Origin of the sequence: Nostoc foliaceum FACHB-393 (assembly GCF_014698505.1) — a bacterium.
In the GTDB taxonomy this organism is placed as follows: domain Bacteria; phylum Cyanobacteriota; class Cyanobacteriia; order Cyanobacteriales; family Nostocaceae; genus Nostoc; species Nostoc foliaceum_A.
Genome location: NZ_JACJTD010000013.1, coordinates 90,603 through 115,223 on the forward strand (window position 1 = coordinate 90,603; position 24,621 = coordinate 115,223).

At 40.3% G+C, this 24,621-nt stretch carries 12 protein-coding genes; 4 read left to right on the top strand and 8 right to left on the bottom strand.

All coding sequences use genetic code 11. The features are described from left to right. Nucleotides 1–54: 54 nt before the first annotated feature. The 8 genes from H6G92_RS13375 to H6G92_RS13410 all read right to left on the bottom strand — a co-directional run bounded on the left by H6G92_RS13375 (nucleotide 55) and on the right by H6G92_RS13410 (nucleotide 10,094). Nucleotides 55–447, bottom strand: a complete 393-nt coding sequence (locus H6G92_RS13375; RefSeq protein ID WP_190894164.1) for a carboxymuconolactone decarboxylase family protein — start codon at nucleotides 445–447, stop codon at nucleotides 55–57. Between the two features lie 109 nt (nucleotides 448–556). Continuing rightward, entirely contained in the window at nucleotides 557–1,144 is a 588-nt protein-coding gene (locus H6G92_RS13380) for a retropepsin-like aspartic protease family protein (protein ID WP_190894165.1), read from the bottom strand. A gap of 994 nt (nucleotides 1,145–2,138) precedes the next feature. After that, nucleotides 2,139–3,932, bottom strand: coding sequence for an asparagine synthetase B family protein (locus H6G92_RS13385; RefSeq protein WP_190894166.1), 1,794 nt, complete (start codon nucleotides 3,930–3,932; stop codon nucleotides 2,139–2,141). Between the two features lie 146 nt (nucleotides 3,933–4,078). Further along, nucleotides 4,079–4,879 (bottom strand): WGxxGxxG-CTERM domain-containing protein, encoded by an 801-nt coding sequence (locus H6G92_RS41115; RefSeq protein WP_190894167.1) that lies wholly within the window; start codon nucleotides 4,877–4,879, stop codon nucleotides 4,079–4,081. Nucleotides 4,880–6,142: 1,263 nt separating this feature from the next. Then, nucleotides 6,143–6,832 carry a DevA family ABC transporter ATP-binding protein gene (locus H6G92_RS13395; RefSeq protein ID WP_199344807.1) on the bottom strand — a complete coding sequence of 230 codons (690 nt, stop codon included), beginning with the start codon at nucleotides 6,830–6,832 and terminating at the stop codon, nucleotides 6,143–6,145. Nucleotides 6,833–6,854: 22 nt separating this feature from the next. Continuing rightward, the gene (devC, locus tag H6G92_RS13400) at nucleotides 6,855–8,027 is read right to left on the bottom strand and encodes an ABC transporter permease DevC (RefSeq protein ID WP_190894168.1); all 1,173 of its coding nucleotides are present in this window, start codon (nucleotides 8,025–8,027) and stop codon (nucleotides 6,855–6,857) included. 190 nt (nucleotides 8,028–8,217) lie between these two features. Then, the gene (locus tag H6G92_RS13405; protein WP_190894169.1) at nucleotides 8,218–9,405 is read right to left on the bottom strand and encodes an ABC exporter membrane fusion protein; all 1,188 of its coding nucleotides are present in this window, start codon (nucleotides 9,403–9,405) and stop codon (nucleotides 8,218–8,220) included. Between the two features lie 365 nt (nucleotides 9,406–9,770). Next, complete coding sequence (locus H6G92_RS13410; RefSeq protein ID WP_190894170.1) at nucleotides 9,771–10,094, bottom strand: hypothetical protein; 324 nt, start codon at nucleotides 10,092–10,094, stop codon at nucleotides 9,771–9,773. Between the two features lie 965 nt (nucleotides 10,095–11,059). On the opposite strand from H6G92_RS13410, the gene H6G92_RS13415 reads away from it, so the two are divergent. The 4 genes from H6G92_RS13415 (at nucleotide 11,060) to H6G92_RS13430 (ending at nucleotide 24,607) form a co-directional block, all read left to right on the top strand. Next, nucleotides 11,060–11,458, top strand: coding sequence for a hypothetical protein (locus H6G92_RS13415; protein ID WP_390665765.1), 399 nt, complete (start codon nucleotides 11,060–11,062; stop codon nucleotides 11,456–11,458). Between the two features lie 554 nt (nucleotides 11,459–12,012). Then, on the top strand, nucleotides 12,013–19,230 hold the full coding sequence (locus tag H6G92_RS13420) for a type I polyketide synthase (RefSeq protein WP_190894171.1): 7,218 nt from the start codon (nucleotides 12,013–12,015) through the stop codon (nucleotides 19,228–19,230). Nucleotides 19,231–19,405: 175 nt separating this feature from the next. Beyond that, the gene (locus H6G92_RS13425) at nucleotides 19,406–22,672 is read left to right on the top strand and encodes a PfaB family protein (RefSeq protein WP_190894172.1); all 3,267 of its coding nucleotides are present in this window, start codon (nucleotides 19,406–19,408) and stop codon (nucleotides 22,670–22,672) included. 276 nt (nucleotides 22,673–22,948) lie between these two features. After that, on the top strand, nucleotides 22,949–24,607 hold the full coding sequence (locus H6G92_RS13430) for a PfaD family polyunsaturated fatty acid/polyketide biosynthesis protein (protein ID WP_190894173.1): 1,659 nt from the start codon (nucleotides 22,949–22,951) through the stop codon (nucleotides 24,605–24,607). Nucleotides 24,608–24,621: the final 14 nt, after the last annotated feature.

Below are 24,621 nucleotides of genomic sequence, written 5' to 3' on the forward strand. Positions count from 1 at the left end.
GTCAATAATTCTACTAAACCTTATTTTTAAGCAGGGAGAGACAAGCCTACATTCCTACGTCTTAAATCTTTCGTCCACCGGAATTTGGTAGCCGTTGGCGAGGCGATTGGTCATGTTGGCAGTGGCTGCGATCGCCATTAGTTCCCCGAACATGGTATCATTCATACCTTTGGCACGTGCCCCTGCTGTGTGCGAGGCGATGCAGTACTCACAGCCATTCGTCGCACTCACGGCGATGTAAATTAGTTCGCGCATCAGTGGATCAATCTCGCCAGGGCTAGTCATCACTTCCTTCACTGCTTGCCAAGTTAGTTGCAAGGTAGGGGGATGATTGGCTATAGCTTTCCAAAAGTTATTGATATAGTCATTCTGGCGTGTGGCGCGGATGTCGTCATATACTGCACGTACTTCGTCGCTGGCTTCTTCGTATTCAATCAGCTTAGTCATGAGTTGACAATCACTCCGCTAACTAGTAACCCGATGGGATTTCTCCTCATGATTTTGGACTTATTTTTAGATACCAAAATGTAGGATACTACGTTTTTAGCTGCGAACATTAGCGGTGATGAAATTCGACCTCTTTCTCTAGAATCTTAATATCATAGCTGCCAAAGAAATCGTGGCCCAGTAAGCCGATGCTTGCTTTTGGTGCGATCGCAACCTGAAGATTATTGGCTGTAACTCCACCTGCTGCAATAGATTTTACCTTACTGGTCGGGAATTCTACTTCGCTACCATCGGCAATTTGGGCTTGCATTGTACCTGTAGCCTGGAGTTTAAGTGTATTCGCCATATCTTGAGTGATAACGGTTCCACTAGCACCTGTATCTACAATCATTTCAAAGGTTTTTTTGTCATCGAAGGTAACATCAATTACAGGAGTTCCACCAAAGCGGCGTTTGATTGAGACTCGAAAAACTTTATTATCTGAAGGTGAAGGAGCGGCTATATTGCCACAAAGCCTTTCCAATCCAACAGTTTTACCAGAGGAGGTTACCATGTAACATGCTCCTGGATCGTCAGCAATTGCCCGATGAGAGAATGCTAAAAATACTAGCGTTGGCATTAGTGCGTAGGCGTAGCCCGTCGTAGATATCGCAGCTAGGTTAACGATCGCAATCCAATGCCTCCAAGTATTCTTCATCTTATATTTCTCTCCAATTTGGCTGATATTTTTTAATAAACTAGATTATTCATGGTAGCTATATAAATTGGTAATAAAAAGCAATTTTTGTTAAAAAACACTTTTTTAAACTTAATATTACAGCTAGATTTTAAACAGCTTGCGTAATCAAGTTGGAATTTTTTATATATATTTAGAGGATATTGTAAAAGTCCTATTGTTGGTTATAAAACGGAGCCTAAAGCTAAAAACTTTTTAAACATCCTCTTATGTCTAGGCTATCCACGCAATTTTTGTATTTTCAAGTTAGTTATTGAACTTTTTTTACATGCCTCTATAAGATGAAATTGCGTTTTACTCAATACATCTTACCTAGGATTACTGATTGATAAATTAAAGATTAGGTAAAGACATGATAAAAATACTTAGAGGTTGTTTGAAGAGTAGTTGCTTGTATTTTTAGACACTTATTGATCCCCCCTAACTCTCCTTAAAAAGGGGGGATGGAATCAAAGTCCCCCAGTTTTTCGGGGGATTTATACTGTTTGACTTTAATTATGATACAAATACGTTGGTTGGTAGGGGCACGGCAATGCCCATACGTGTCAACTTAAGGTGAAACCAATCCTAGAAGCAGCTTTTAGATATTGTCTCGTTGTCTTGTTCCCAGTCGGAGACTGGGAATGCTGTCCTAGGGGCTGCCGCCTCCTTTGCTGGCGGCAGAGCCGCAATTGAAGTGCATTTCCAGCCTCTTGCTGGAAACGAGATTTGAAAAGGCTTTTAGCTTAAGTTGACACCAATGGGCAATGCCGTGCCCCTACGCGAAATCATATGTATCAGGGTTTTAGTGAAATGGTATTAGGAGGATCTACAAGTCTTTAATACATCACAAATAACTTTTCAAACTTCCTCTCAGGTCAGCCGATAACTATCCAGTTAAAAAAAGTTAAAACCTATCTTGAATTCTGCCTTCTTGAACTAGTTAACATGTATTATTTTCTTGCTTTCAGTACTATTATTTTTTATTCACCTGTAACCAAATTTCTAAACTCACAAGTAACCACAGCTTCACACCATAACGACTCCAAGTATCTCCTTGATAGTTTAACCAATTGCGAATTGGCAACTGGTTCAAATAAGGAGTGATAGCCGCATTTCGATTGAGCAATAAATCTTTGGCTTCTTGCTGCCAATATTTCCGAAATCCTAACTGTACTGGCACCATCATGCCACTTTTGGGACGATGAATAATTGCGTCTGGTAAAATATCTGTGTTCGTCGTTTGCGCAGCATTTCGTAGAGAAGACGTACCGTAGGTAATCGCTTGTTTTAAGACTGCCTTTTCTTCTACCCCAGAAAGCTTATACTCTGGAGGGATTTCCATGCTTAAGTCTACTACTCGTTGGTCAAACAGAGGAGAACGACCGTTCAAAAGGGCGGCTTGAGTTAAGTTACTGACTTTCGTCAGAATTTGGTCAGCGCCTTTAAATTTGATGTTCATTGCCATCAAACGATTGAGATAGTTGGCTTGGGAATATAAATCTTCTTCAAAAACCCAAGGTGCTGTTTGTACTGCTGTCCAAACTTCTGGTTTTAAAAGTTGCGGTAAGTCAACAGCGCACTTTTGGAAGGAAATTAAATAAGCTTGCAATGCATCTTGATTGGTAACAGATCCATATAAACTATTTATTAGCATTGGCTGATTTTTTGGGCCACCAAAACAGGGGTCGCCACCTTCACCATTTAAAACTACTTCTACGCTTTCTCTTGCCAGTTGTCCCAGCAAAAGGTTGGGAACAGTCAGTGGGTCGCCAATGGGGTCATCTAAATAGGCCATTGTTTCCGGTAAGCGTTCCCACATATCCTTAAAACTAATTTCCAAAATGTGGTGCTGCGTCTGACAATGGGATGCGACGAGACTAGAAAATTCTAATTCATTGGGACATTCAGAACCAAAATGAATCGAGAAGGTGTGAACTGGTGCTTTGTGGAATTTTGCTACTAAAGCAGTGATAACGCTAGAATCCAAACCACCAGAAAGAAAAACGCCGACGGGTTGATTGGCTGGTGGTAAATATTCTTGAACAACTTGCTCTAGTAATTCTCGCAAGCGATCGCCATGCCATGCTAAGGGTTGATCTATCCCTATAATCTTTTCTTGAAGTTGCCAATATGCTTTAATTTTGTAGTCAGGAAATTCTAAAACGGTTCCAGGTCGCAGTTCCCGCACCTGTTCCCAAAGCGTTCGTTCTCCTGGAACAAAGGCACAACAAAGATAATCTCGCAACGCCACCAAGTCTAAATCGGATGAACGATAGGGTGATAAAGTTCTCAGTTGAGGCGCAATCCAACGAACCGAACCACTGGTAGTGTAATAGAGGGTACGAACACCGATGCGATCGCGGACTAACTGCAACACCTGTTTTTCTCTATCCCAAACCACTAGCGCAAATATCCCCACAAGTTGGCTAAGACTTTCATTACCCCATCGTTCCCAAAGCTTGGCAATTAGTTGCAGAGAACTTCCTTTAAAGTTATCCGGTTCAATTCCTAACTTTTGCAGCAACTGCACTTGGTTAGTTAACCAAACATCACCAACAACAACAAATCGTTCTCCAGAACTGATTGCTAATTTATCTGTTATAAATCCAAAATCTGTGCGTGGTAGAATTACAGAAATTTTTTCATCTCGCCAAGCGATATTTTCATAATTTGCATCAACTGTTCCCCAAGCTACGCGCCAGGTTGGGTCAGTCTTGATGAATCCGATTTTAGGAGATTTACGATTTTTAAACGCATCAAATAGCATGGAAAATTTTCAACGCATAATCAGTAATTTTAGGACATTGCACAAACCTATCTCCTTAGAAAAGTCCAAAATGAGCGTGGACACTGAGCAAAGCCCACGCTCACTAATAAAATGTGACTAGTTGCCAATGCCTAATACCTGATTGCCTAAAGTGAACGAGAACTTGTCACTTCATTAGGATCCCTATAAGCCCGGACTTTTTGACGATTACGAGCCAGACCCGCTAAACCGCCTAGACCAAGTAAACCTAGCCATCCCCAATCGAAACCGCGATCGCTAGTTTGTTGGTAAGTTGTGATTCCTGTATTCCTGTTAGTACCTGTAGTTCCAGCGCCTGTAGGATCAGTGCCTGTGGTTCCAGTGCCTGTGGGATCACCTGTAGTTCCAATACCTGCGGGATCAGTACCTGTAGTGCCAGTACCTGTGGTTCCAATGCCTGTGGGATCAGTACTTGTAGTGCCAGTACCTGTAGTGCCAGTACCTGTGGTTCCAGTGCCTGTAGTTCCAGTACCTGTGGTTCCAATTCCTGCGGGATCAGTGCCTGTGGTTCCAGTGCCTGTGGTTCCAGTGCCTGTGGTTCCAGTGCCTGTAGTTCCAGTACCTGTGGTTCCAATTCCTGCGGGATCAGTGCCTGTGGTTCCAGTGCCTGTGGTTCCAGTGCCTGTGGTTCCAGTGCCTGTGGTTCCAATTCCTGTGGTTCCAGTACCTGTAGTTCCAGTGCCTGTGGTTCCACTGCCTGTGGTTCCAATTCCTGTGGTTCCAGTACCTGTAGTGCCAGTACCTGTAGTTCCAGTGCCTGTAGTGCCAGTACCTGTAGTTCCACCACTGGAACCTCCGCTGCCGGAGCCTCCGCTTTGGGCATAAACAGAAGGTGGTAAGGAGAAAGAAGCGAAACTGATGGCAAAGACAGTAGCCAAAACAGCTTTAGATAAATCAAAAGGCTTCATGGTTATGGTTCCTTTTATGTTTTAGATTTCTGTGGTTGATTTTCAAAACCAATATTGCCTACTCAATCCACTGCTAAATCAGATAAATTTTGACAAGACAGATTGAGGAGTCTTTTACCTAGTTTCGTTTTAGAAAAATTGAAAGCATTTTAAGCTCCCACAACAATTTTCTATTCATCAGAATCAAACTAATTCATAATCAGTAATTACTAATTCATAATTGGGAACCCAGGTTCAAAGCCGCTTGTTCACAACATCCAAGGAATAATAATTAATATTTATAATAAAAATTACATTCACTTGTTAAATTATGATTTTTAATTACTTATTGTGAATTATTTTGTAATTCTTATTCAGGATAGCAGCTAGTTTTTTCCCAGACTTCTACCATAGGGGTAAAACCAATTCTATCGTAGGAATTAATTTGGCATTAAACTTACTTTATGAACGTGAAGATAATGAAGTTTTTTGGAGCTTGCAATCAGACAAACAGGCTTCAAGATAAGTGCAATCTTCACACTGTAAAGTATGCCCAGGATTGGCACATCCACAAGGAGGGTTCACAAAACATTCAGAAGGATCTTTATGTGTCCGGTATTTTTTTGATATCAAGTATAAAGCTGCTTCTTGTAGACAAAAAACAATATCTTCAACCATACAATTTCCTACTATTTATCCATCTATAATGAAAACCACAATTTTTGATTTACTTATTTAGATGTATTAACGAAGGAGGCAGTAATAAATTATATAATACCTAATCATAATAGGTAGTTTATAATAAGGCATAAAACCAACTCTAGGATACTTGACGCATAGCTTGCTTACCCAAAGAGAGACAATATAAACCTTTTATTTATTCACACCTGCCTACTTGATAAGTAGAAGCGATCGCTAAGTTAAACAGGATTTTGATCTCAATAAATCTAATTACTTTATTGGCATTAGATTTTAGTTAGTAAGATATAAATCTACTAAAAATTTTAAGCAGCCAGATGCTGCTAGCGGTTGAAACTAGATTAAGAATACTCTACAATCCTATTTCACCTGAAAACTTATAACTTCATACTCCAGGTGTGTTTTGACATTAGACTTAAGGAATATGTTTATTGTCAGTTAGTTTGTTATCTGATTTAACTTACTGATACAAATTCTTTTCTCTCTCCTTATCCGCTGGAAATATATACCAAAATTAAACTAAAATGGTATTCCTAAGGATATATTTACAATATATAAGCATTTAGTTCTCACCCATTTGGTATATCACGAAACTTCTTTGACCAGATAACCATCTTCCATATGAATTATGCGATCTGCAATATCTAAAATTCTGTTGTCGTGAGTGACCATTAAGATAGCACAATTCTGATCTTTAGCTAGTTTCTGCATCAGGGTGACAACATCTCGACCTGTCTTACTGTCTAAAGCAGCTGTAGGTTCATCAGCTAAAACTAATTTCGGATGACTTACTAAAGCACGAGCAATGGCTACCCGTTGTTTTTGTCCACCTGAGAGATCAGATGGGTAATAATTAACTCTATTCTCCAAATTAACGGCATTGAGCATAGCTTCGGCTTTGCTGCGAGCTTCCGATTCAGGAATATTTTTATGCAGTTCAAGTGACATTTGGACATTCTGTCTAGCTGTTAAGAAATCCAATAAGTTATGAGCTTGAAAAATATAGCCAATATGGCGGCGGACTTTAACTAATTGCTCATTAGTAGCTCCAGAAAGCTCTTGACCTAAAAATTTAAGGCTTCCTTCTTGGACAGAGCGTAACCCACCAATTAAAGTCAGTAAAGTTGTTTTTCCTGAACCTGATGGCCCAGTCATAATCACAATTTCTCCAAATCTGATATTGAAATTAATATCAAATAATATTTGACTCCGTACTTTTTTTTCGCCGAAGTAATGATTCAGATCATTTATGCTAACAATAAATTTTGTTTTCATGATTGTATAAAATATTGTCAAATTAAAAAATATCTGCTGGATCTACATTTCGGAGTTTATTCGTAGATAAAAAGCCAGAAGTTAAGCACATTAATGTTGCTGAAATTAATACTAAAATTGCTTTATCGGTGCTCATGATAACTGGTAACTTAGTAGCATTTTTTGACACATCATATAGGGCTATAGATATAGCTAAACCCGGAACATAACCTAAAGATGCTAAGATTAAAGCTTGTTGAAAAACTACACTTAATAGGTACTTGTTTTTAAATCCCATTGCTTTTAAGGTTGCATATTCAGTTAAATGACTAGAAATATTACTATAAAGAATTTGATAAACAACGATCACACCAACAACAAACCCCATTAACACCATCAGATTAAATACAAACCCAATGGGTGTTCTGAGAGACCAATAGCTTTTTTCCATAGCGATAAAGTCTTTGCGGCTAATTACTTTTACATCTTTGGGGAGCTTGGCTGATAAATCTGCCAAAACTTTTTCGGGGTTTGCATTAGGCTTGAGCTTAATTAATCCTATATCTATTTTTTGTACTGGACGATCTTGAAATATTCGGAGGAAAGTTGAAGAACTAACGATTAAATTACCATCAACTCCAAAGGAAGGCCCTAAAGTAAATAAACCACCAATTTTAACTTTATAGCCAACTAATCCAGTGTAGCTGAATATTTCAACTTTTATGTTTTTGCCTTGCTCAAAATCTTTAGCGATCGCTCCAAATTCTGGTCGAGAATCGCGGTCGAATAAAACGATATTAGGGATTCTGATTAAGTTGAGTTTTTCTTCGATATTAGGGAATTTAAAGATTGATTTAACTGGATCAAAGCCTAGGACATATAGTGGGAACTTCAGACCGTTATTAGGATTTTTAAACTTTGCGAATTGCACATATAAAGGACTAACTGATTCTACACTATCAAAACCTAATATTTGATACAAGTTTGAACGATAAAAGCTTTGATTTGAAGTTAGAGATTTATATTGAGCACTAATTAAAAATAAGTCTCCATCTAGATTCTTATGCAATTGCGTAGCACTGTCATAGAGGGCAGCTTGAAAACCAATTTGCATAAACATTAAAACTGCAACAAAAGCAATCCCAGCTAAAGCTACAATAAAGCGAATTTTTTGCCGGACTAGTTGTAGCCAAGCTAGGGGAATATTGAGAATCATTTAGTAAACCTCAAAGATATAAATTAGATTAAATTAAAAAAGAATGCTTTGTTGAAATCAAGAATCTATAGGTACTTCCTAATTAGCGATCGCGTAGCATCTGGTAGAGAAGAAAAAGTTAGCCAATTCAGGAATAGTATTAAGTACTACAAGGATTTTTAGTGAGTTAACAAAGCTATCTTTAAAATTTTCAAATATTAATAATAACCTCCACTTGTAAATCAGTAAAACCAGCCACTCGCTGGTTATCTTCTAGATTATCAATACGAATTTTTACATCAACTATTTTGTTATCTGTGTCTGCTTGAGGATTGTTATTAAAGATATTTTGTTTGCCAACTTGCAAACCAATATCTGCAACTTTTCCTCGTAATTTACCTGGTAAAGCATCACTAGTAATAATGGCCGACTGACCTATACGCACTTTTTTAATATCAGTTTCATAGACTTCTGCTACCACATACATCTGTTGTGTGCGACCTAAATCAGCTATTCCCGTAGTGCCGATAACTTCTCCAGGCCAAGCATTAATTTTCATGATTTGCCCGGTTATAGGCGATCGCACAACACTTAAATCCAACTCTGCCTTAGCCTGATTAACTGAAGCTACTGCACTTTCGACATCAGCTTGTGCTGCTGCTATATCGGTAGGACGAATCTCAGAAATACTCTTTAGTCTGGCTTTGGCCTCAGTTAACTGCTTTTGAAGAGTTTCCATAGTGCGGTTGAGAGAAGCTTTAGCTTCATTGAGTTGCTGTTGAACTGTATCTACTCGCAAACGCCTAGTATCTGAATCAGAGGCTGAAATCGCACCGTCTTTGTATAACTGCTGATATCGCTGATTTTCGCTTTCAGCATTACGCCACTCGGCCTCTAAGCGAGCGATCGTTGCTTGTTGAGCAGAAGTTTCCCCACGCAACTCAGCTTCCAAACGAGCAATGGTTGCTTTTTGTGCAGAGATATCTCCGGCTTTTGCGCCAGCTTTTACTTGGTTAAGACTAGCTTGGGCAACTAGGACTTGTTGTTGGGCTTTTTCTAGGGCTGCAAGACGAGGAAAGTAACTGTCAAGAATTGCAACTACTTGCCCCTGTCGCACCTTGTCTCCTTTTTTTACCATGAGTTTTGTGACTCTTACACCCCCTTGCGACTCTGGGGCCGACAGACGAATAACCTCTCCTTGAGGTTCTAAACGTCCTAAGGCTGCAATAGCAGTAATTTTAGGAGGACTACTTGGAATAGGCTCCACTTTTGAGGCCGATTGAAATCGTGAAAAGGTATAGAAAGAGACTGCACCAGTAGCTACAGTCATAGTAGTTGCTAACACAACCGTCCACCAACCTACAGGTTTTATGAATGACTGTTTTTGTTTTTGTACCATAATTATCTCTTCCAATTTAGCGATGTCTAAAGACAAGGCGCTTCCGAATTATTCAGAAACAGCAGAGATGAAAATAGACCTTACATCATGTTTGGATGAACACTCTAATTCAAATGAGGGAATTAAACCCCTCTTTTGAAGCTACGGTTTACACACATCCCTGTGAAAAACCAACATCGTTGTAGATCCTCCTAAATCCCCTTAACAACAGGGAGACTTTAAGAGGTTTTTGCCCCCCTTAAGAAGGGGGGTTAGGGGGATCTTCCGAAGCCAGATTCAATCGTATTGATGTTCCATCAATCTGTTGGTAGAATCAGCTTTTTGTAAATCCATTTGGTACTTTATGCATCTAGCCAGAGGAAGCTTTATTTGTTTAGCACTACCTCTCTTTTACTTTTAACGATCGCTAAGTATTCGCTACGAGTTCCATCTATGCGATAGTGATCGCATATCTGACAGAGTTTCAAAATATCTAATCGACTAAATACTTTTTGATGCTCAATTCCGTTATCGTTCCTCCACCGCCAGAAAGTTGTCCGATCAATGCGGCGATTACTTTCAGGCCATCTTCGTCGGGATAAGAAATCTACCAGTTCCTCTTCATAAAACGAGTAGCCTTTTGGTAACTTCAGGAGTTCTTCTCTTAACTCAATTAGCGGGATGAGTGGATCTAGCTCAGATAGTCTCATGCCAGCAAGCCCTTATATTTTCGTGACAGTCCAATTATGCAGAACGCTTCATACAATACGGGTCATCGCATTAAATTGCATTGTCATACTGTACGTTTATGAATCTATGGAGTGACCAGGTAATCAGGTGAATTTAATATTTATATTCTCCCTATTGATGTATCTCTCCGCCTTCTTAAACAAACAGTATTGAATTACATTATTTAATCATTTACGATAAACGGATTGATACTCAATTGCAACCCATATGCAACATTTTTGATGCTAAATAACTAGCGACATGCTCGATATAAATTATAGGCAATAATTTCAATTGCCTATAATTTTTGAAAAGTATTATGTCCTTGCTGTTACTCAGCATTTTAAAATAAGTATTTGCTTGGTAATGGATCTGTTGTTTGCCAGAATCTTTCATTCTTAAGATATAGTTGCTAGTGGTTATTGTTACATTGCCAACAGAATTCCTTCTTTTGGAATAAAAATTAAACAAAATAACTGATTGATTAATACATATTCTTTTTTAAAATAAATCAACTTAGCGATAGATGTAAAAGCTAGCTAGCAAAATCAATGCCTCAGAACTTAATATTTTATTATACGTACTTGTATCCAAAATTAAAATTGCTTGAGTCACTATTCGCTGAATCTTTAACGCCAGTGTATTTCCCGCCTATGCAAGTTGCTCTGCAACCGACAATTATTTTTAACTCAATGATATTGGGAGAAATACTGATAGATTTATCCATGACTAAACCCACCTGATCTAAATCGCTGTCATCAAGGGAAATTTCACTTCTTGCCGACTAGCATGTCTCTACAGGGTTTATCAAGAGATTATTTATTTTCTCATCCGGGTATTGATATATGGAGGTTGGAGTTGAGGCTAGCAGGACAACTCATCATTAGCTAAAAATCATTTTTTTATTAGTTTATCGAATGTGTAATAAGTAATCAAACAAACATATATGCAATTTGTATGCAATTTTAGCAATGTGTTTTTGCTATATGACATACTAATTGAAATGAGTTTTAATAGTTATGTGAGTGACAGCGATCGCCCCCCAAAGACCCAAGATAAAATGAAACTACAGCGATTCATGCTCTCATTGCCAAGCTTTGATAACCAGCGACTGATTTTTCATTCAGCTCGCCAGACTCTTCGCAAAGCTGAGATGGCCCGCGTTGCGGTGCGTGAATGGCTCAATCAACATGATTGTGAGCTAGAAGAGTGGAAAAGCAAAAAAGCTTCTGAGCTTGGGATTAGTATTAGTAGACTTGAGCAAAAGCTATTAGATGCTGCTCAACATCAGGTAATAACGAATAAAGGAAATAACAATCCTGATTCAGAAGAAGATTCTGTATAAGTTTATATGTAGATTCTGATTCAATTACCTAATTATATTCCGCAAATGTGCAACCAAAAATCTAGTATCCTTAATTTGCAACTGCCTAAAAATTTATGATCAACAAGATTTCATTTAGCAAGACTTATCTCGTTGTATATAAGTTGCATATCAATTGTAATGGAGAATTAAACAGTCTAATATTAAGTAAAGCGACAAGTTGATAAAATAACACGGAGTAGGATAAGTTTTCTGAATAAAACTATCCAAGTTCTTACTAGCTCAACAACTTATGTTGCAAGGTTGAAGCTAATCTCTAATTTAGAGCGATTCTTTAGATGCGTGAAATACTCCATTAAAAAAGTCTGAATTCTGTATTTAGACTTCAAAATATCCTCTCTACAATCTCTTGAAGTCTTTTTTATGGCTCCTTGTTCTTCAAGTAAAAGTATATCACTTAGCATCAATAGCCCTTAGTTTTTAATTAAAAACTAATTGGGTTTCCTCCTATTTGTAGAGACAATAAATTTATCATCATCTCTACATTTCCAGAATCTAATAGTAAAGAAAAAGTCATGACTGCTTCTAGAATTGAAGCTGTTTTAGCACAGTTGCAAGAAGAAGTGAGCAACTGTGAACAGGCTCTACTCAAGCTCATACAGGTTAAAAAAGTTATGGTTGAGAATGCACCACTAACCAGCGAAATAAATAGACCTCAGCAAAAAACCGATATTGCCATTATCGGGATGGCTTCTATATTTCCCCAATCGCAAAATTTACAGGAATATTGGGAAACAATTATTCGCAAAGTTGATTGTATTACTGATATTCCCTCTTCGCGTTGGAATGTGGAAGATTATTACGATCCTAACCCCAGAGCATCTGATAAAACCTACTGTAAAAGAGGCGGATTTATCCCGGATGTCAATTTTAATCCGATGGAATTTGGACTGCCACCTAACAGCCTAGAAGTCACAGACATTTCGCAATTGCTAGGTTTGATTGTTGCGAAAGCAGCAATGGAAGATGCAGGTTACAGCGAATCTCGACAGTTTAGCCGCGACCGCACCGGCGTAATCTTAGGTGTGGCACTAGGTAGACAATTGGCGGTTCCATTGACTGCAAGAATGCAGTACCCGGTTTGGGAAAAAGTCCTTAAAGGTAGTGGCTTATCCGATGAGGATACGCAAAAAATCATCGAGAAAATCAAGAGTGCATATGTGCAGTGGGATGAGAACGCCTTCCCCGGTATGCTGGCAAATGTAGTTACAGGAAGAATTGCCAACCGTCTGGATTTGGGCGGGACTAACTGTGTCGTAGATGCCGCCTGTGCGAGTTCATTGGGTGCCCTCAAAATGGCAATTAGTGAGCTAATTGAGCATCGAGCCGATATGATGATCACTGGCGGAGTTGACACCGACAACTCAATTATGGCTTACATGTGTTTCAGCAAAACTCCTGCTGTTTCCCAAGGTGAGAATGTCAAACCTTTCGATGCCGAATCTGATGGGATGATGCTGGGTGAAGGTGTGGGAATGTTAGTCCTGAAGCGCCTTGAGGATGCCCAGCGAGATAATGACCGAATCTATGCAGTCATCAAAGGCATTGGTACTTCTAGCGATGGACGCTATAAAAGCATCTATGCACCACGTCCAGAAGGTCAAGTCAGAGCCTTACATCGTGCTTACGAAGATGCCGGATTTTCGCCTACGAGTGTCGGTTTGATTGAAGCACACGGCACAGGCACTATGGCTGGAGATCCAGCCGAATTCTCATCTATAAAAGAAGTTTTTGGCGAAAACAATCCCAAAAAACAACATATTGCCCTTGGAACTGTCAAATCACAGATTGGACATACAAAAGCTGCTGCGGGTGCAGCCAGTTTAATTAAAACGGCTTTGGCTTTGCACCACAAAGTATTACCAGCCACGATTAACGTCACCAAACCGCATCCTAAATTAGATATTGATAGTTCGCCATTTTATTTAAATACCGAAACCAGACCTTGGATTAGCGGCGATGACCAGCCAAGACGTGCAGGGGTAAGTTCTTTTGGTTTTGGCGGCACAAATTATCACGTTGTTTTGGAAGAATACACAAGTCAACATCAGCAACCTTATCGTTTACACAAACCTTCCCAGCCAGTGTTGCTGTTTGCGTCAACGCCTGAAGAATTGTTGTCGCGTGCTCAAGAAATTGGACAGCAATTGCAATCCGATACGGGAGAGCAGCTTTATACAGAATTGATTTCGGCTTCTCAATCTTTAGAAATTCCGATCGCAAATGCCAGACTTGGGTTTGTTGCTGATTCACTCACCCAAGCTTGCGACTTGTTGCAAACAAGTATTGAGTTGCTGAGAAACAAGCTGCAAGCAGAATCCTGGGAGCATCCCCAAGGAATTTACTACCGCAAAAACGGCATAGCAACAGAGGGGAAGGTAGTTGCCCTATTTTCTGGGCAAGGTTCGCAATATTTAGAGATGGGTCGGGAACTCGTAATTAACTTCCCTTCCTTGGGTCAGACTTATGCTGAAATTGACAGCCTTTTACGCCAAGACGGTTTGCAGCCTCTTTCGGAGGTTGTTTTCCCTAACCCTGTGTTTGATTTGGATCAAAAGACTGCCCAGATGAAAGTGTTGCAGCAAACAGAATATGCACAGCCGGCAATTGGAGCTTTTAGCACTGGTCTGTACAAGATATTGCAACAAGCTGGGTTCAAGCCAGATTTTGTCGCCGGACATAGCTTTGGAGAACTTACCGCACTTTGGGCTGCTGGGGTTTTGAGTGAGAAAGATTACTTTTTCTTGGTCAAAGCTAGGGGTCAAGCTATGGCTGCACCAGAAGATCCCCTGATTGATGCCGGAGCCATGCTGGCGGTGAAAGGGGATGTCAATCAGGTTACAGAACTAATACAGAATTTCCCGCAAGTCACCATTGCTAACTTGAATTCTCCACATCAGATGGTGTTAGCAGGGACGAAAGCTGAAATTGCCACTGTAGAAGAGGCTCTGAAAACTCAAGGATTTTCTACCATCTTGCTGGGAGTTTCCGCAGCCTTTCACACTCCACTAGTGGATTATGCACAACAACCTTTTGCTAGAGCAATTGAGAAAGTCACTTTCAATGAGCCACAATTCCCGGTTTACACCAATGTGACCGGAAAGCGTTACCCAAATGAACCGGAAGTTATTCAAAAAGTCCTCAAAGAACACCTGAAAAATCAGGTGCTGTTTAAGCAGGAAATTGAAAATATTTATGCTGAAGGTGGTTACTGCTTCATTGAATTTGGCCCGCGAAGCGTTCTCACCAATTTAGTAAAAGATATTCTTAGCGATCGCCCCCATTTAGCTGTAGCTTTAAATACCAGTCATCTCAAGGATAGCGATCGCACTTTGCGGCAAGCTGTTATCCAGTTGCGCGTTGCTGGATTACCTTTGCAAAACTTAGACCCCTATCAACTGGAGTACAAAATCCCAGAAGCTTCTCCCAATAAACTCTTGAATGTCCGCTTAAATAGCACCAATTATATATCAGAAAAAACCAAGCAGTCCTTTGAAAAAGCTATGCAAAATGGACATCAAGTCAAGTCCACTGCTGCAAACGGTAATAAACCTAACCCATATCATTCAGTAGAGAAAGTAGCAGTTAACGGTCAATCTCCCGTTGCGAACGGCAATAAACCTAACTTCTCTCATTCAACAGAGAAGGTAGCAGTTAACGGTCAATCTCTCGTTGGAAATGGCAATAAAGCTAACCCATCTCATTCAGTAGAGAAGGTAGCAGTTAATGGTCAATCTCTTGTTGGAAATGGTAATAAAGCTAACCCATCTCATTCAGTAGAGAAGGTAGCAGTTAACGGTCAATCTACTATTACTAACGGCAATAAAGCTAATCCCTCTCATCCAGCAGAGAAGGTAGCAGTTAATGGTGGAGTAAAATCTGTGCAGAACGGACAATCAGATCAACTAGATATCAAGTCTTTGCAACCTAGTCCAGAACTTCCTCTGAGTTACCTAAGAGCTATAGACAACTTAGAGTGCACTCTAATAGAATTCAATCGCCATCAACATGATATCTTGCAGGTTCATGAACAATCTTTGAACCATCAGACAGAATATACCAAAACTTTCTTCCAACTCATGCAGCAACAACATGCGTTGTGGGGAAATGGTAAATTCAGCGAGCCACAAACACAAACACAGCAGCTCGTAGTTTCCAGTTCAGAACGCAGCATCATGCGGTTTCACGAACATCAAACTGACAGTCTCCGCATCCATGAGCAATATCTGAACCATCAGCAAGAATACACTAACAACTTTTTCCAATTACTCCAGCGACATTATCAACTATCGCCTTCTAGCAATACCACTCCACAGAATCTGATACCGCCAGTCAGCTATCAATCTAGTCCAGTAGCTGCACCACCCCAAGAGGATAACCCTGTTCTGGAGACTGCACCGGTTGCTTTACCGAGTAACGGCTCTGCCACTAAGCCTGAGCCAGTTTCAACTAATGGTAATGGCACAAATGGTAATGGAAATGGTGTACATCATCAAAAAACAGCAGTTCTAGATATTACTCCACCAAAGGAGAATAATACTGCAACTGTAGCGATTGTATCGGCACCACCATTAGCACCCGTACCCGCGCCAGTAATCATTGATCAAGCAGCCCTGAGCCAAACTCTAATTAACGTTGTTAGTGATAAAACAGGTTATCCAACGGAGATGTTAGAGCTGACGATGGATATTGAGGCAGATTTGGGGATTGATTCCATCAAACGCGTAGAAATTCTAGGAGCATTGCTAGAACTATACCCAGATTTGCCCAAGCCAAATCCAGAAGAAGTGGGACAGCTACGCACCCTCGGTCAAATAGCTGAGTATATGGGGAAAATTGCATCAGAAATCTCAGCAGCGATTCCTGCGGCGGGTTTTGTTAACGCTCCGGTGAATGAGGCAGGGGGCAGGGAGCAGGGAGATGGGGGAGTAACAGTAATATCCCCCTCATCCCCTTCATCTCCAGAGCTTACTAACATTGTGCTCAACGTCGTTAGTGAAAAGACAGGCTATTCAACGACGATGTTAGATTTGTCAATGGATATTGAGACAGATTTGGGAATTGATGGTGTCAAACTTGTGGAAATTCTAGGAGCGTTGCTAGAACTATACCCTGATTTGCCCAAACCAAATCCAGAAGTATTAGCTCAACTACTTACCCTCGGACAAATTGTTGCATATATAGAAAAGGGACAAGGGAGTGGGGAAGAAGCAGGGGAGCAGGGAGCAGGGAGCAGGGGAGACTCAATACCTAATCCCCAATCCTCAATTCTTCGCTCTCCTGTCAGACTCAAATATCTTCCTGAACCTGATTTTTTAGATTTCAACTTACCCGATAAGCATATCGCCTTGCTTACCGATGATGGTTCTCTCGCCACGACGAAACTAGCTGAAACTCTGTTAAAGCGCGGCTGGAAAACCGTTGTCTTAACTTTTCCCTCAACCGTGATTCCAAAGCAATCTGCTTTACCTGAAGGGATTAGTCGCATCGTGCTTGCAGATTTGAGCGAGGAGCATTTGCAAGAACAGTTAGGAGCGATCGCTACTAACCATGGCCCAATCGCTGCGTTTATCCATCTGAATCCCTCCACTCACGAAGATACCAGCAATAATGTCCGCTATTTGGAATCAGAAAAAGCTATCCTTCGCCATGTCTTTCTCATCGCCAAATATCTCAAAGAACCACTCAATCAAGCAGCACTTCAAGGACGTAGTAGTTTTGTAACTGTGGCTCGTCTGGATGGCGAATTCGGACTCGGACAAAAAACTAACTTTGGTGCAATTGGCGCTGGATTATTTGGACTCACCAAAACTTTGAACCAGGAATGGGAATCTGTATTTTGCCGAGCGATCGACCTCAGCCCTGATTTAGATGCCGAAACATCAGCACAGCATATCCTCGCCGAACTTCACGATCCAAATCTATTAGTTGTTGAAGTGGGACATAGTTCACAAGGGCGAGTAACCCTAGTGTGTGAACATGAATTAGAGAGATTACTTCCCACTCCCCAGTCTGCGCTCTCCAATCCCCAATCTCAGGTTTTTCTCGTAAGTGGCGGTGCCAAAGGGATAACGGCTCAGTGCGTGATCAAATTAGCGCAACGTTATCAATGCAAATTTATCTTGGTAGGTCGTTCCGCCGCCGATCCAGAACCCGTGTGGACTGAAGGTTACTTGAGTGAAGCAGATTTGAAAAAGCGGATTATGGAGGATTTCTTCGCCAAAGGCGAAAAACCCACACCTGCAATGGTGCAGAAAAAGTTTAACGCTATTTCATCTAGTCGAGAAATTGCCACAACCTTACAAGCTATCAAGCAGGCGGGTGGACAAGCTGAATATTTGAATGTCGATGTGACTGATGCGATCGCACTTAAGGAACAAGTTGCTAATGCGGTGAAGCGTTTTGGCCCGGTGACAGGAATTATTCACGGGGCTGGTAATCTGGCTGATAAGCGGATTGAGAAAAAATCAGTCCAAGATTTTGAAACAGTTTACACAGCCAAAGTTAAAGGTTTAGAAAACCTGTTGCGGTGTGTATCACCGAGTCAATTGAATTATTTAGTCCTGTTTTCTTCTGTAGTTGGTTTCTACGGAAATGTGGGACAGTCGGATTATGCGATCGCTAATGAAATTCTCAACAAATCAGCCCACCTTGTCAAACGGAACCATCCCCATTCTCATGTAGTAGCGATTAATTGGGGCCCTTGGGACAGTGGTATGGTCTCTCCTGAATTAAAACAAGCTTTTGCTGAACGAAATATCGAAACTATTCCGATTGAGATTGGCACTGAAATGTTAGTTAATGAATTAGCTAGTGCAAATCAAGAAACTGTGCAAGTTGTGATTGGTAGCCCCCTGGTGTATATCCCAGAAAAGTTACCAAGCGAGTTGAGAAATTTTCGTATCCAGCGGCAACTAAGATTAGCAGATAATCCCTTTTTACAAGACCATGTAATTGCTGGGTATCCAGTTCTACCAGCAACTTGTGGGCTATTATGGATTGCTAACGCCTGCGAACAAATCTATCCTGGTTACAAAGCCTTCAGTTGTACAAATTATAAGGTTTTGAAAGGACTAATTTTTGATGAAAATTTGCCAACTGAATACACTTTAGAATTGCAAGAAGTTGCTAAACACGATATCTCTGAAATAGATTTTGATGCCAAAATTTGGAGTAAAACTCCAGAAGGTAAAATCCGCTATCATTTTAGTAGCCAGATGAAACTGAAGCGGCAACTTCCTAATTCCCCTACACACGAATTTCTGAACTTAACCCAGGATCATATAATCACTGCTACGACTTCATCACTTTATCAAAACGGGGCTGCTAGCTTGTTTCACGGATTTACTTTTCAAGGTGTAAAATCCGTCTTAAATACTACTCTGGACAAGATAACTATAGAATGCTATTTGCCAGAGCCTGGAGAAAAACAACAAGGACAATTCCCAGTCCAAACATTTAATCCCTACATTGCAGATGTGCAGATTCATGCATTTTGGATTTGGGCACAGCATTTTTATCAGGTAGCTTGTTTACCTTCAGAAATCAAAACTTTTGAACAGTTTGAAGCTGTCCCCTTTGATGAAACATTTTACGTTTCTTGCGAAATAAAATCAAAGACAGAATCGAGTTTACTTGTTGATGTCATCGCCCATAATTCGCAAGGAAAGATATATACCCGAATGCTTGGTGCCAAGGGAACTATTTTACCCAAGCAATTAGATGAAATTTAAGTAGGAATTAGTCTGACTTTTCATGTCATGTAGAAAAGCCTCCTACCCCACAGCGAACAAAGTCAAAGTCTCTCTCCTTTTAGGAGAGAGATTTAGAGAGAGGTTTTCCAGATACCGTGAAAAGTCAGAGAATCAGCAACTGAAAAATGTATATATCAGCTTGAGGAGGTAGGTGATGGAAGAATTTGCACAAAAGAAAATTCCTAAAATAGCGGTTGTAGGGATGGACTGCTATTTGGCTGGCGGCTGCAAGGGATTGGATGCCTTTGAACGCAGTATTTATGAGGGAACTCAGCATTTTATTTCCATACCTCCTCAGCGATGCCTAGGTTGGGCTACGCCTACGGTAGCACCATTAGGTGGATACATTAAAGATTTTGAAATTGATGCTTTCCGTTTGGAAATACCACCAGAAGAAGTAGACAATTTTAACCCCCAAGAACTGTTGATGCTTCAGGTAGCTGATAATGCTCTGAAAGATGCAGCACTTCATCAAGGGACGAGAATAGCAATAATAATTGCTGCTAGTAAAGAACTAACTCTACATCAAGAAAAAGAGCAACTAGAAGACAAGGAATATCCCACCTACATCCAAAATAGTCTGGCTGATTATATTTCCAAACTGTGGAATTTTGCTGGCCCGACATTCACATTAATTGCCGAACAAAATTCTGTTTTCAAAGCCTTGGAACTTGGACAAAAGCTACTCGCAATCAGAGAAGTAGATGCCGTTTTGGTTGGTGCAATGGAGCTTGCTGGAGATGGCGCTAGTATTTCACAACGAAATCAAATAGCAAAAATTAACACAGGTGTGAATACTCTCAGTTATGACCAGAATGCCAATGGCTGGATAGTAGGCGAGGGTGCGGCGGCTGTAGTATTGAAGCTTCACGACACAGCAAAACGAGAGAACAATCGCATATATGCAACGATTGATGCTCTTAGTCTTGTGGAAAATTCTAAATCTGAAATTCACTCTGCTACAGCTTCAAATTCTGAAGCGGTAACACAAGTTTGTCAACAGGCTTTTCAATTAGCAGATATCAAACCAAGAGATATCAACTATTTGGAAGTTGTTGGTAGTGGAATTCCTCAGCAAGATGAGTCAGAAATTCAAGGCTTGCTCACAGCTTATCGTACATCTGAACCAAATTTCACTTGTGCGATCGGTAGTGTCAAAGCCAATATCGGTCATACTTATGCTGCATCGGGGATAGTTAGTCTGGTTAAAGCAGCGCTTTGCCTATATCACCGTTACATCCCCGCAGTTCCCCAGTGGTCTGGCCCCAAAATACCAGAAATTTGGAAAGATAGCCCTTTTTATGTGGCTTCTGAATCAAAACCCTGGTTTTTAGAAAAAGGAGCCACTAGAAGAATAGCTGCGATTAACGGGATGGAGATAGATGGAAGTTATGCACATTTAATTTTGTCAGAGGAACTATATCAGCAAGATCACAGCAGCAGATATTTAGAGCAAATGCGTTATTATGTATTTGCGATCGCAGCTGATGATCAATCAACTCTATTAGACGAAATCCGCAATCTTCAAGAAACTATCGCAGATTGTTCTTCGCTATCTGCCGCTGCTAGGCAGACTTTTACAGCTTTTCAACAGCGTCAACAGGCAACTTATGCAGTAGCAATTCTCGGACACAATCAAGATGAATTGCTGCGAGAAATTCAGCACTCCCTCAAGGGTATTGCCAATGCCTTCGAGACAGGGAAAGACTGGCAAAGTCCTCTCGGTAGCTATTTTACGGCAAAACCGCTGGGGCAAAAAGGTAAAGTTGCTTTCGTTTACCCAGGTGCCTTTAGTGCTTATATCGGATTAGGTCGAAATCTGTTTCGCTTGTTTCCTCAACTTTACGATGATCCGTTCATCAGAAGCATCTACAATCGTGTTGCCAACGTAGAAAAACTTATTTATCCCCGAAGCTTAGAAAAACTGTCAAACAGGCAATTAGAAGCCCTTGAACAGCAATTTCTCAAAGATTCAGTAGCAGTACTCGAATCAGAAATGGCCTGTGCTGGACTCATGACAGCAATTCTGAAAAATTATTTTCAAATCAAACCGCAATGTGCTTTTGGTTATAGCTTGGGCGAAATTAGTATGATGTTGGCTCAAGGTATCTGGACTCAGTTTCAAGAAGGTAGTGAGGGTTTTAACTCATCATCTCTGCTGAAGACAAGGCTATCTGGCCCTAAAAACGCTGTGCGCGAGTATTGGGGATTACCTCAAGGACAGAATGAACAAGGCGAAGATTTTTGGCGCAACTATATTCTGATGTGTCCAGTATCTCGTGTTCAGGAAGCCATCAAAGATGAAGAACACGTTTATTTACCCTTAATTAATACTACAGAAGAAGTTGCGATCGCTGGTGATATCCAAGCCTGTCAACGGGTAATTGCCAACCTAAATTGTGATGCTTTTTCTGCTCCCTTCACCCATGTAATTCATTGCGAGGCAATGCGTTCTGAATACGGTGAACTGGTGAGATTAAATACATTACCTACTCGAAACATACCAGAGACTATTTTCTATTCCGCAGCCGAGTATAAACCCATTGACCTCGATAGCCATTCTATTGCTCACAATATTGCTCAAAATCTCTGTCAACAGCTTAATTTTCCTCAGCTAATTAACCGTGTCTATGAAGATGGCTTCAAAATATTTCTCGAAGTAGGTGCTGGTAGTAACTGTTCCAGATGGATTGATAAAACCCTCAAGGCAAAAGAACAGATCACAGTATCCCTTAATAAAAGAGGTGTAGACGATCATGCTTCTATTATCAAAGCCTTAGCAAAACTCCTCAGCCATAGAGTTGAACTAGATTTATCACCATTATATTCTCAAGAACCAGAAGTTTCCAATGAAAGCCAGTCTAATGTGAGAACTATAACCTTGCAAAATAGCAAGATTAGTTACACACCTTTAAAGAAGAAAAAACCAGAAATACTTCAAGATATATCTTTTGGAGATCCCATCAAACCTGTTAATCAGAAGCAATATCAACTATCAGAATTAAAGGAATTTGCACAAATGAATTCTTCTTTGCTCCCAAATCCAACCAAAAGCCTTGAAAATACCTCCATAAATCTAGAGACTCTCCAAGAGCAAGTTAACTTCATAAATGGCAGCGAACCTACTCAGTTATTGCTACAAGAGCGCAATGAAACTGTAGAAACACAAGTTAATGAAACTTGGGCAACAGAACAGGAAAATAATCAATTCGTTCTGACTCCTAGTTTGACAACTGGCAGTGTTGTTGACGAACCCTATTTTCTCAATTTACACAGCCCTTACTATCAAAAGCTAAGTGAGAACGCTGCCCGCATGACCAAAACCCATGCTGTTTTTTTACAAGCGCGACAGGAGTCGCTAAAGCAAATTAGCGCCATAATTCAGTTGCAAATAGCTTGTTATCAAAAGTTATTTGAATAATAATCATTTAAAGCAGCAAACTACCCAGATTATTTGAACAAATAATTACTGGTGTAGACATAAGCTCGTTCCTCACCTCAGGCTGAGAATCCATACTAGGGGGGCTGCCGCCTCTAATTCTGGAGGCCGCAGCCCAATGACAAGTATCTCATTTTCTTTGTAACGACAAAATCCCCTTGTTCAGAAGCAACCTCACAGGGAAACGATAGAAATTCGCCTGTAAATTATTCAAACATTATCTGGTAAACCCTTCTATATAACTGGAGGTTTAAAAATATGATTGGCGCAGATAATATACTAAATAACAATGGTAGTTACCTGAAAGTGTCAGACTTTATTTACCACCAAAATCAAGTTTGGCAAGGTGCTTTAGATTCTGTTTCATTTAACGAAAAAGGTATAAAATCTAAGTTGCTAAATTTAGAAAAACCTTGTTATATTATTAGAGTTGAAGGAAGAATAGGTGCAACAAACGAAGGTTATTTATATCCTTACAACCAAGAAATAACTGGACAGGCAGAAATATTAATAGCTGTTCCACCATTGTCAATTAGACAATTAGGCGATCCAAGTTTTCTTAACTTTCATGGTGTAAAATATGCTTATGCGACGGGCGCAATGGCTCAAGGGATTGCTTCTGAAGAACTGGTAATTGCCCTTGGAAAAGAGAGAATCTTAAGTTCATTTGGTGCTGGTGGCTTATCTCCTGCTCGCGTCGAAGCAGCCATTAACCGTATTCAACAAGCTTTACCCCAAGGGCCTTACGCATTTAACTTACTGCACAGTCCCAGTGAACCTGCTATTGAACGCGGTGTTGTTGATTTGTATCTTAAATATCAGGTAAGAACAATCGAAGCTTCCGCCTTTCTCGATTTGACTGACAACATTGTTTACTACCGCGCTGCTGGACTTGGTTTAAATGCAGCGAATCAAATCGAAATCAAAAATAAAATTATTGCCAAAATTTCTCGGAGGGAAGTTGCAATCAAATTTCTGCAACCTGCTCCCACCAAAATTTTGAAACAATTAGTTGAGCAAGGTCTGATTAGCGAATTACAAGCAACCCTCGCTGAAAAAATTCCTGTAGCTGACGATATTACTGTCGAAGCAGATTCTGGAGGTCATACAGATAATCGTCCTTTGGTTTGTCTTTTGCCTTCTATCTTGGAATTAAGAGATGAAATTCAAAGAAAATTTTCTTATGAAAAACCTGTCAGAGTCGGAGTAGCAGGAGGAATTGCTACGCCACAATCAGCATTAGCTGCCTTTATGATGGGGGCTGCTTATGTTGTAACCGGCTCAATTAACCAGTCTTGTATTGAAGCCGGAACTTCTCAACATACTAAACAGTTGCTAGCTCAAGCCGAGATGGCTGATGTGATGATGGCTCCGGCGGCAGATATGTTTGAAATGGGGGTAAAACTCCAAGTTCTCAAAAGAGGAACTCTCTTTCCTTTACGAGCACAAAAATTGTTTGAGTTATACAAAAACTATGACTCAATTGAAAATATTCCACTAGCAGAAAGAGAGAAATTAGAAAAACAAGTTTTGAGAAAGAGCTTAGAAGCAGTTTGGGAAGAGACAGTTACTTATTTATCTCAACGCAATCCCGATAAATTAACTAAAGCTATTAACAACCCCAAACTGAAGATGGCTCTAATTTTCCGCTGGTATCTGGGATTATCATCCCGTTGGTCTAACTTTGGGGAAAAAGGCAGAGAAATGGATTATCAAATCTGGTGTGGTCCTGCTATGGGCAGTTTCAATGACTGGGTTAGAGGTTCTTACTTATCTGAATCAAATAATCGTCAGGTTGTTGATGTTGCTAACCATATTATGACCGGAGCGGCATTTTTATACCGGATACAAAGTTTGAAAATTCAAGGCTTACAAATGCCCGCTTATTACAGCGAATATCGCCCAGCTACATTTTAATTAATGGAGGAAAA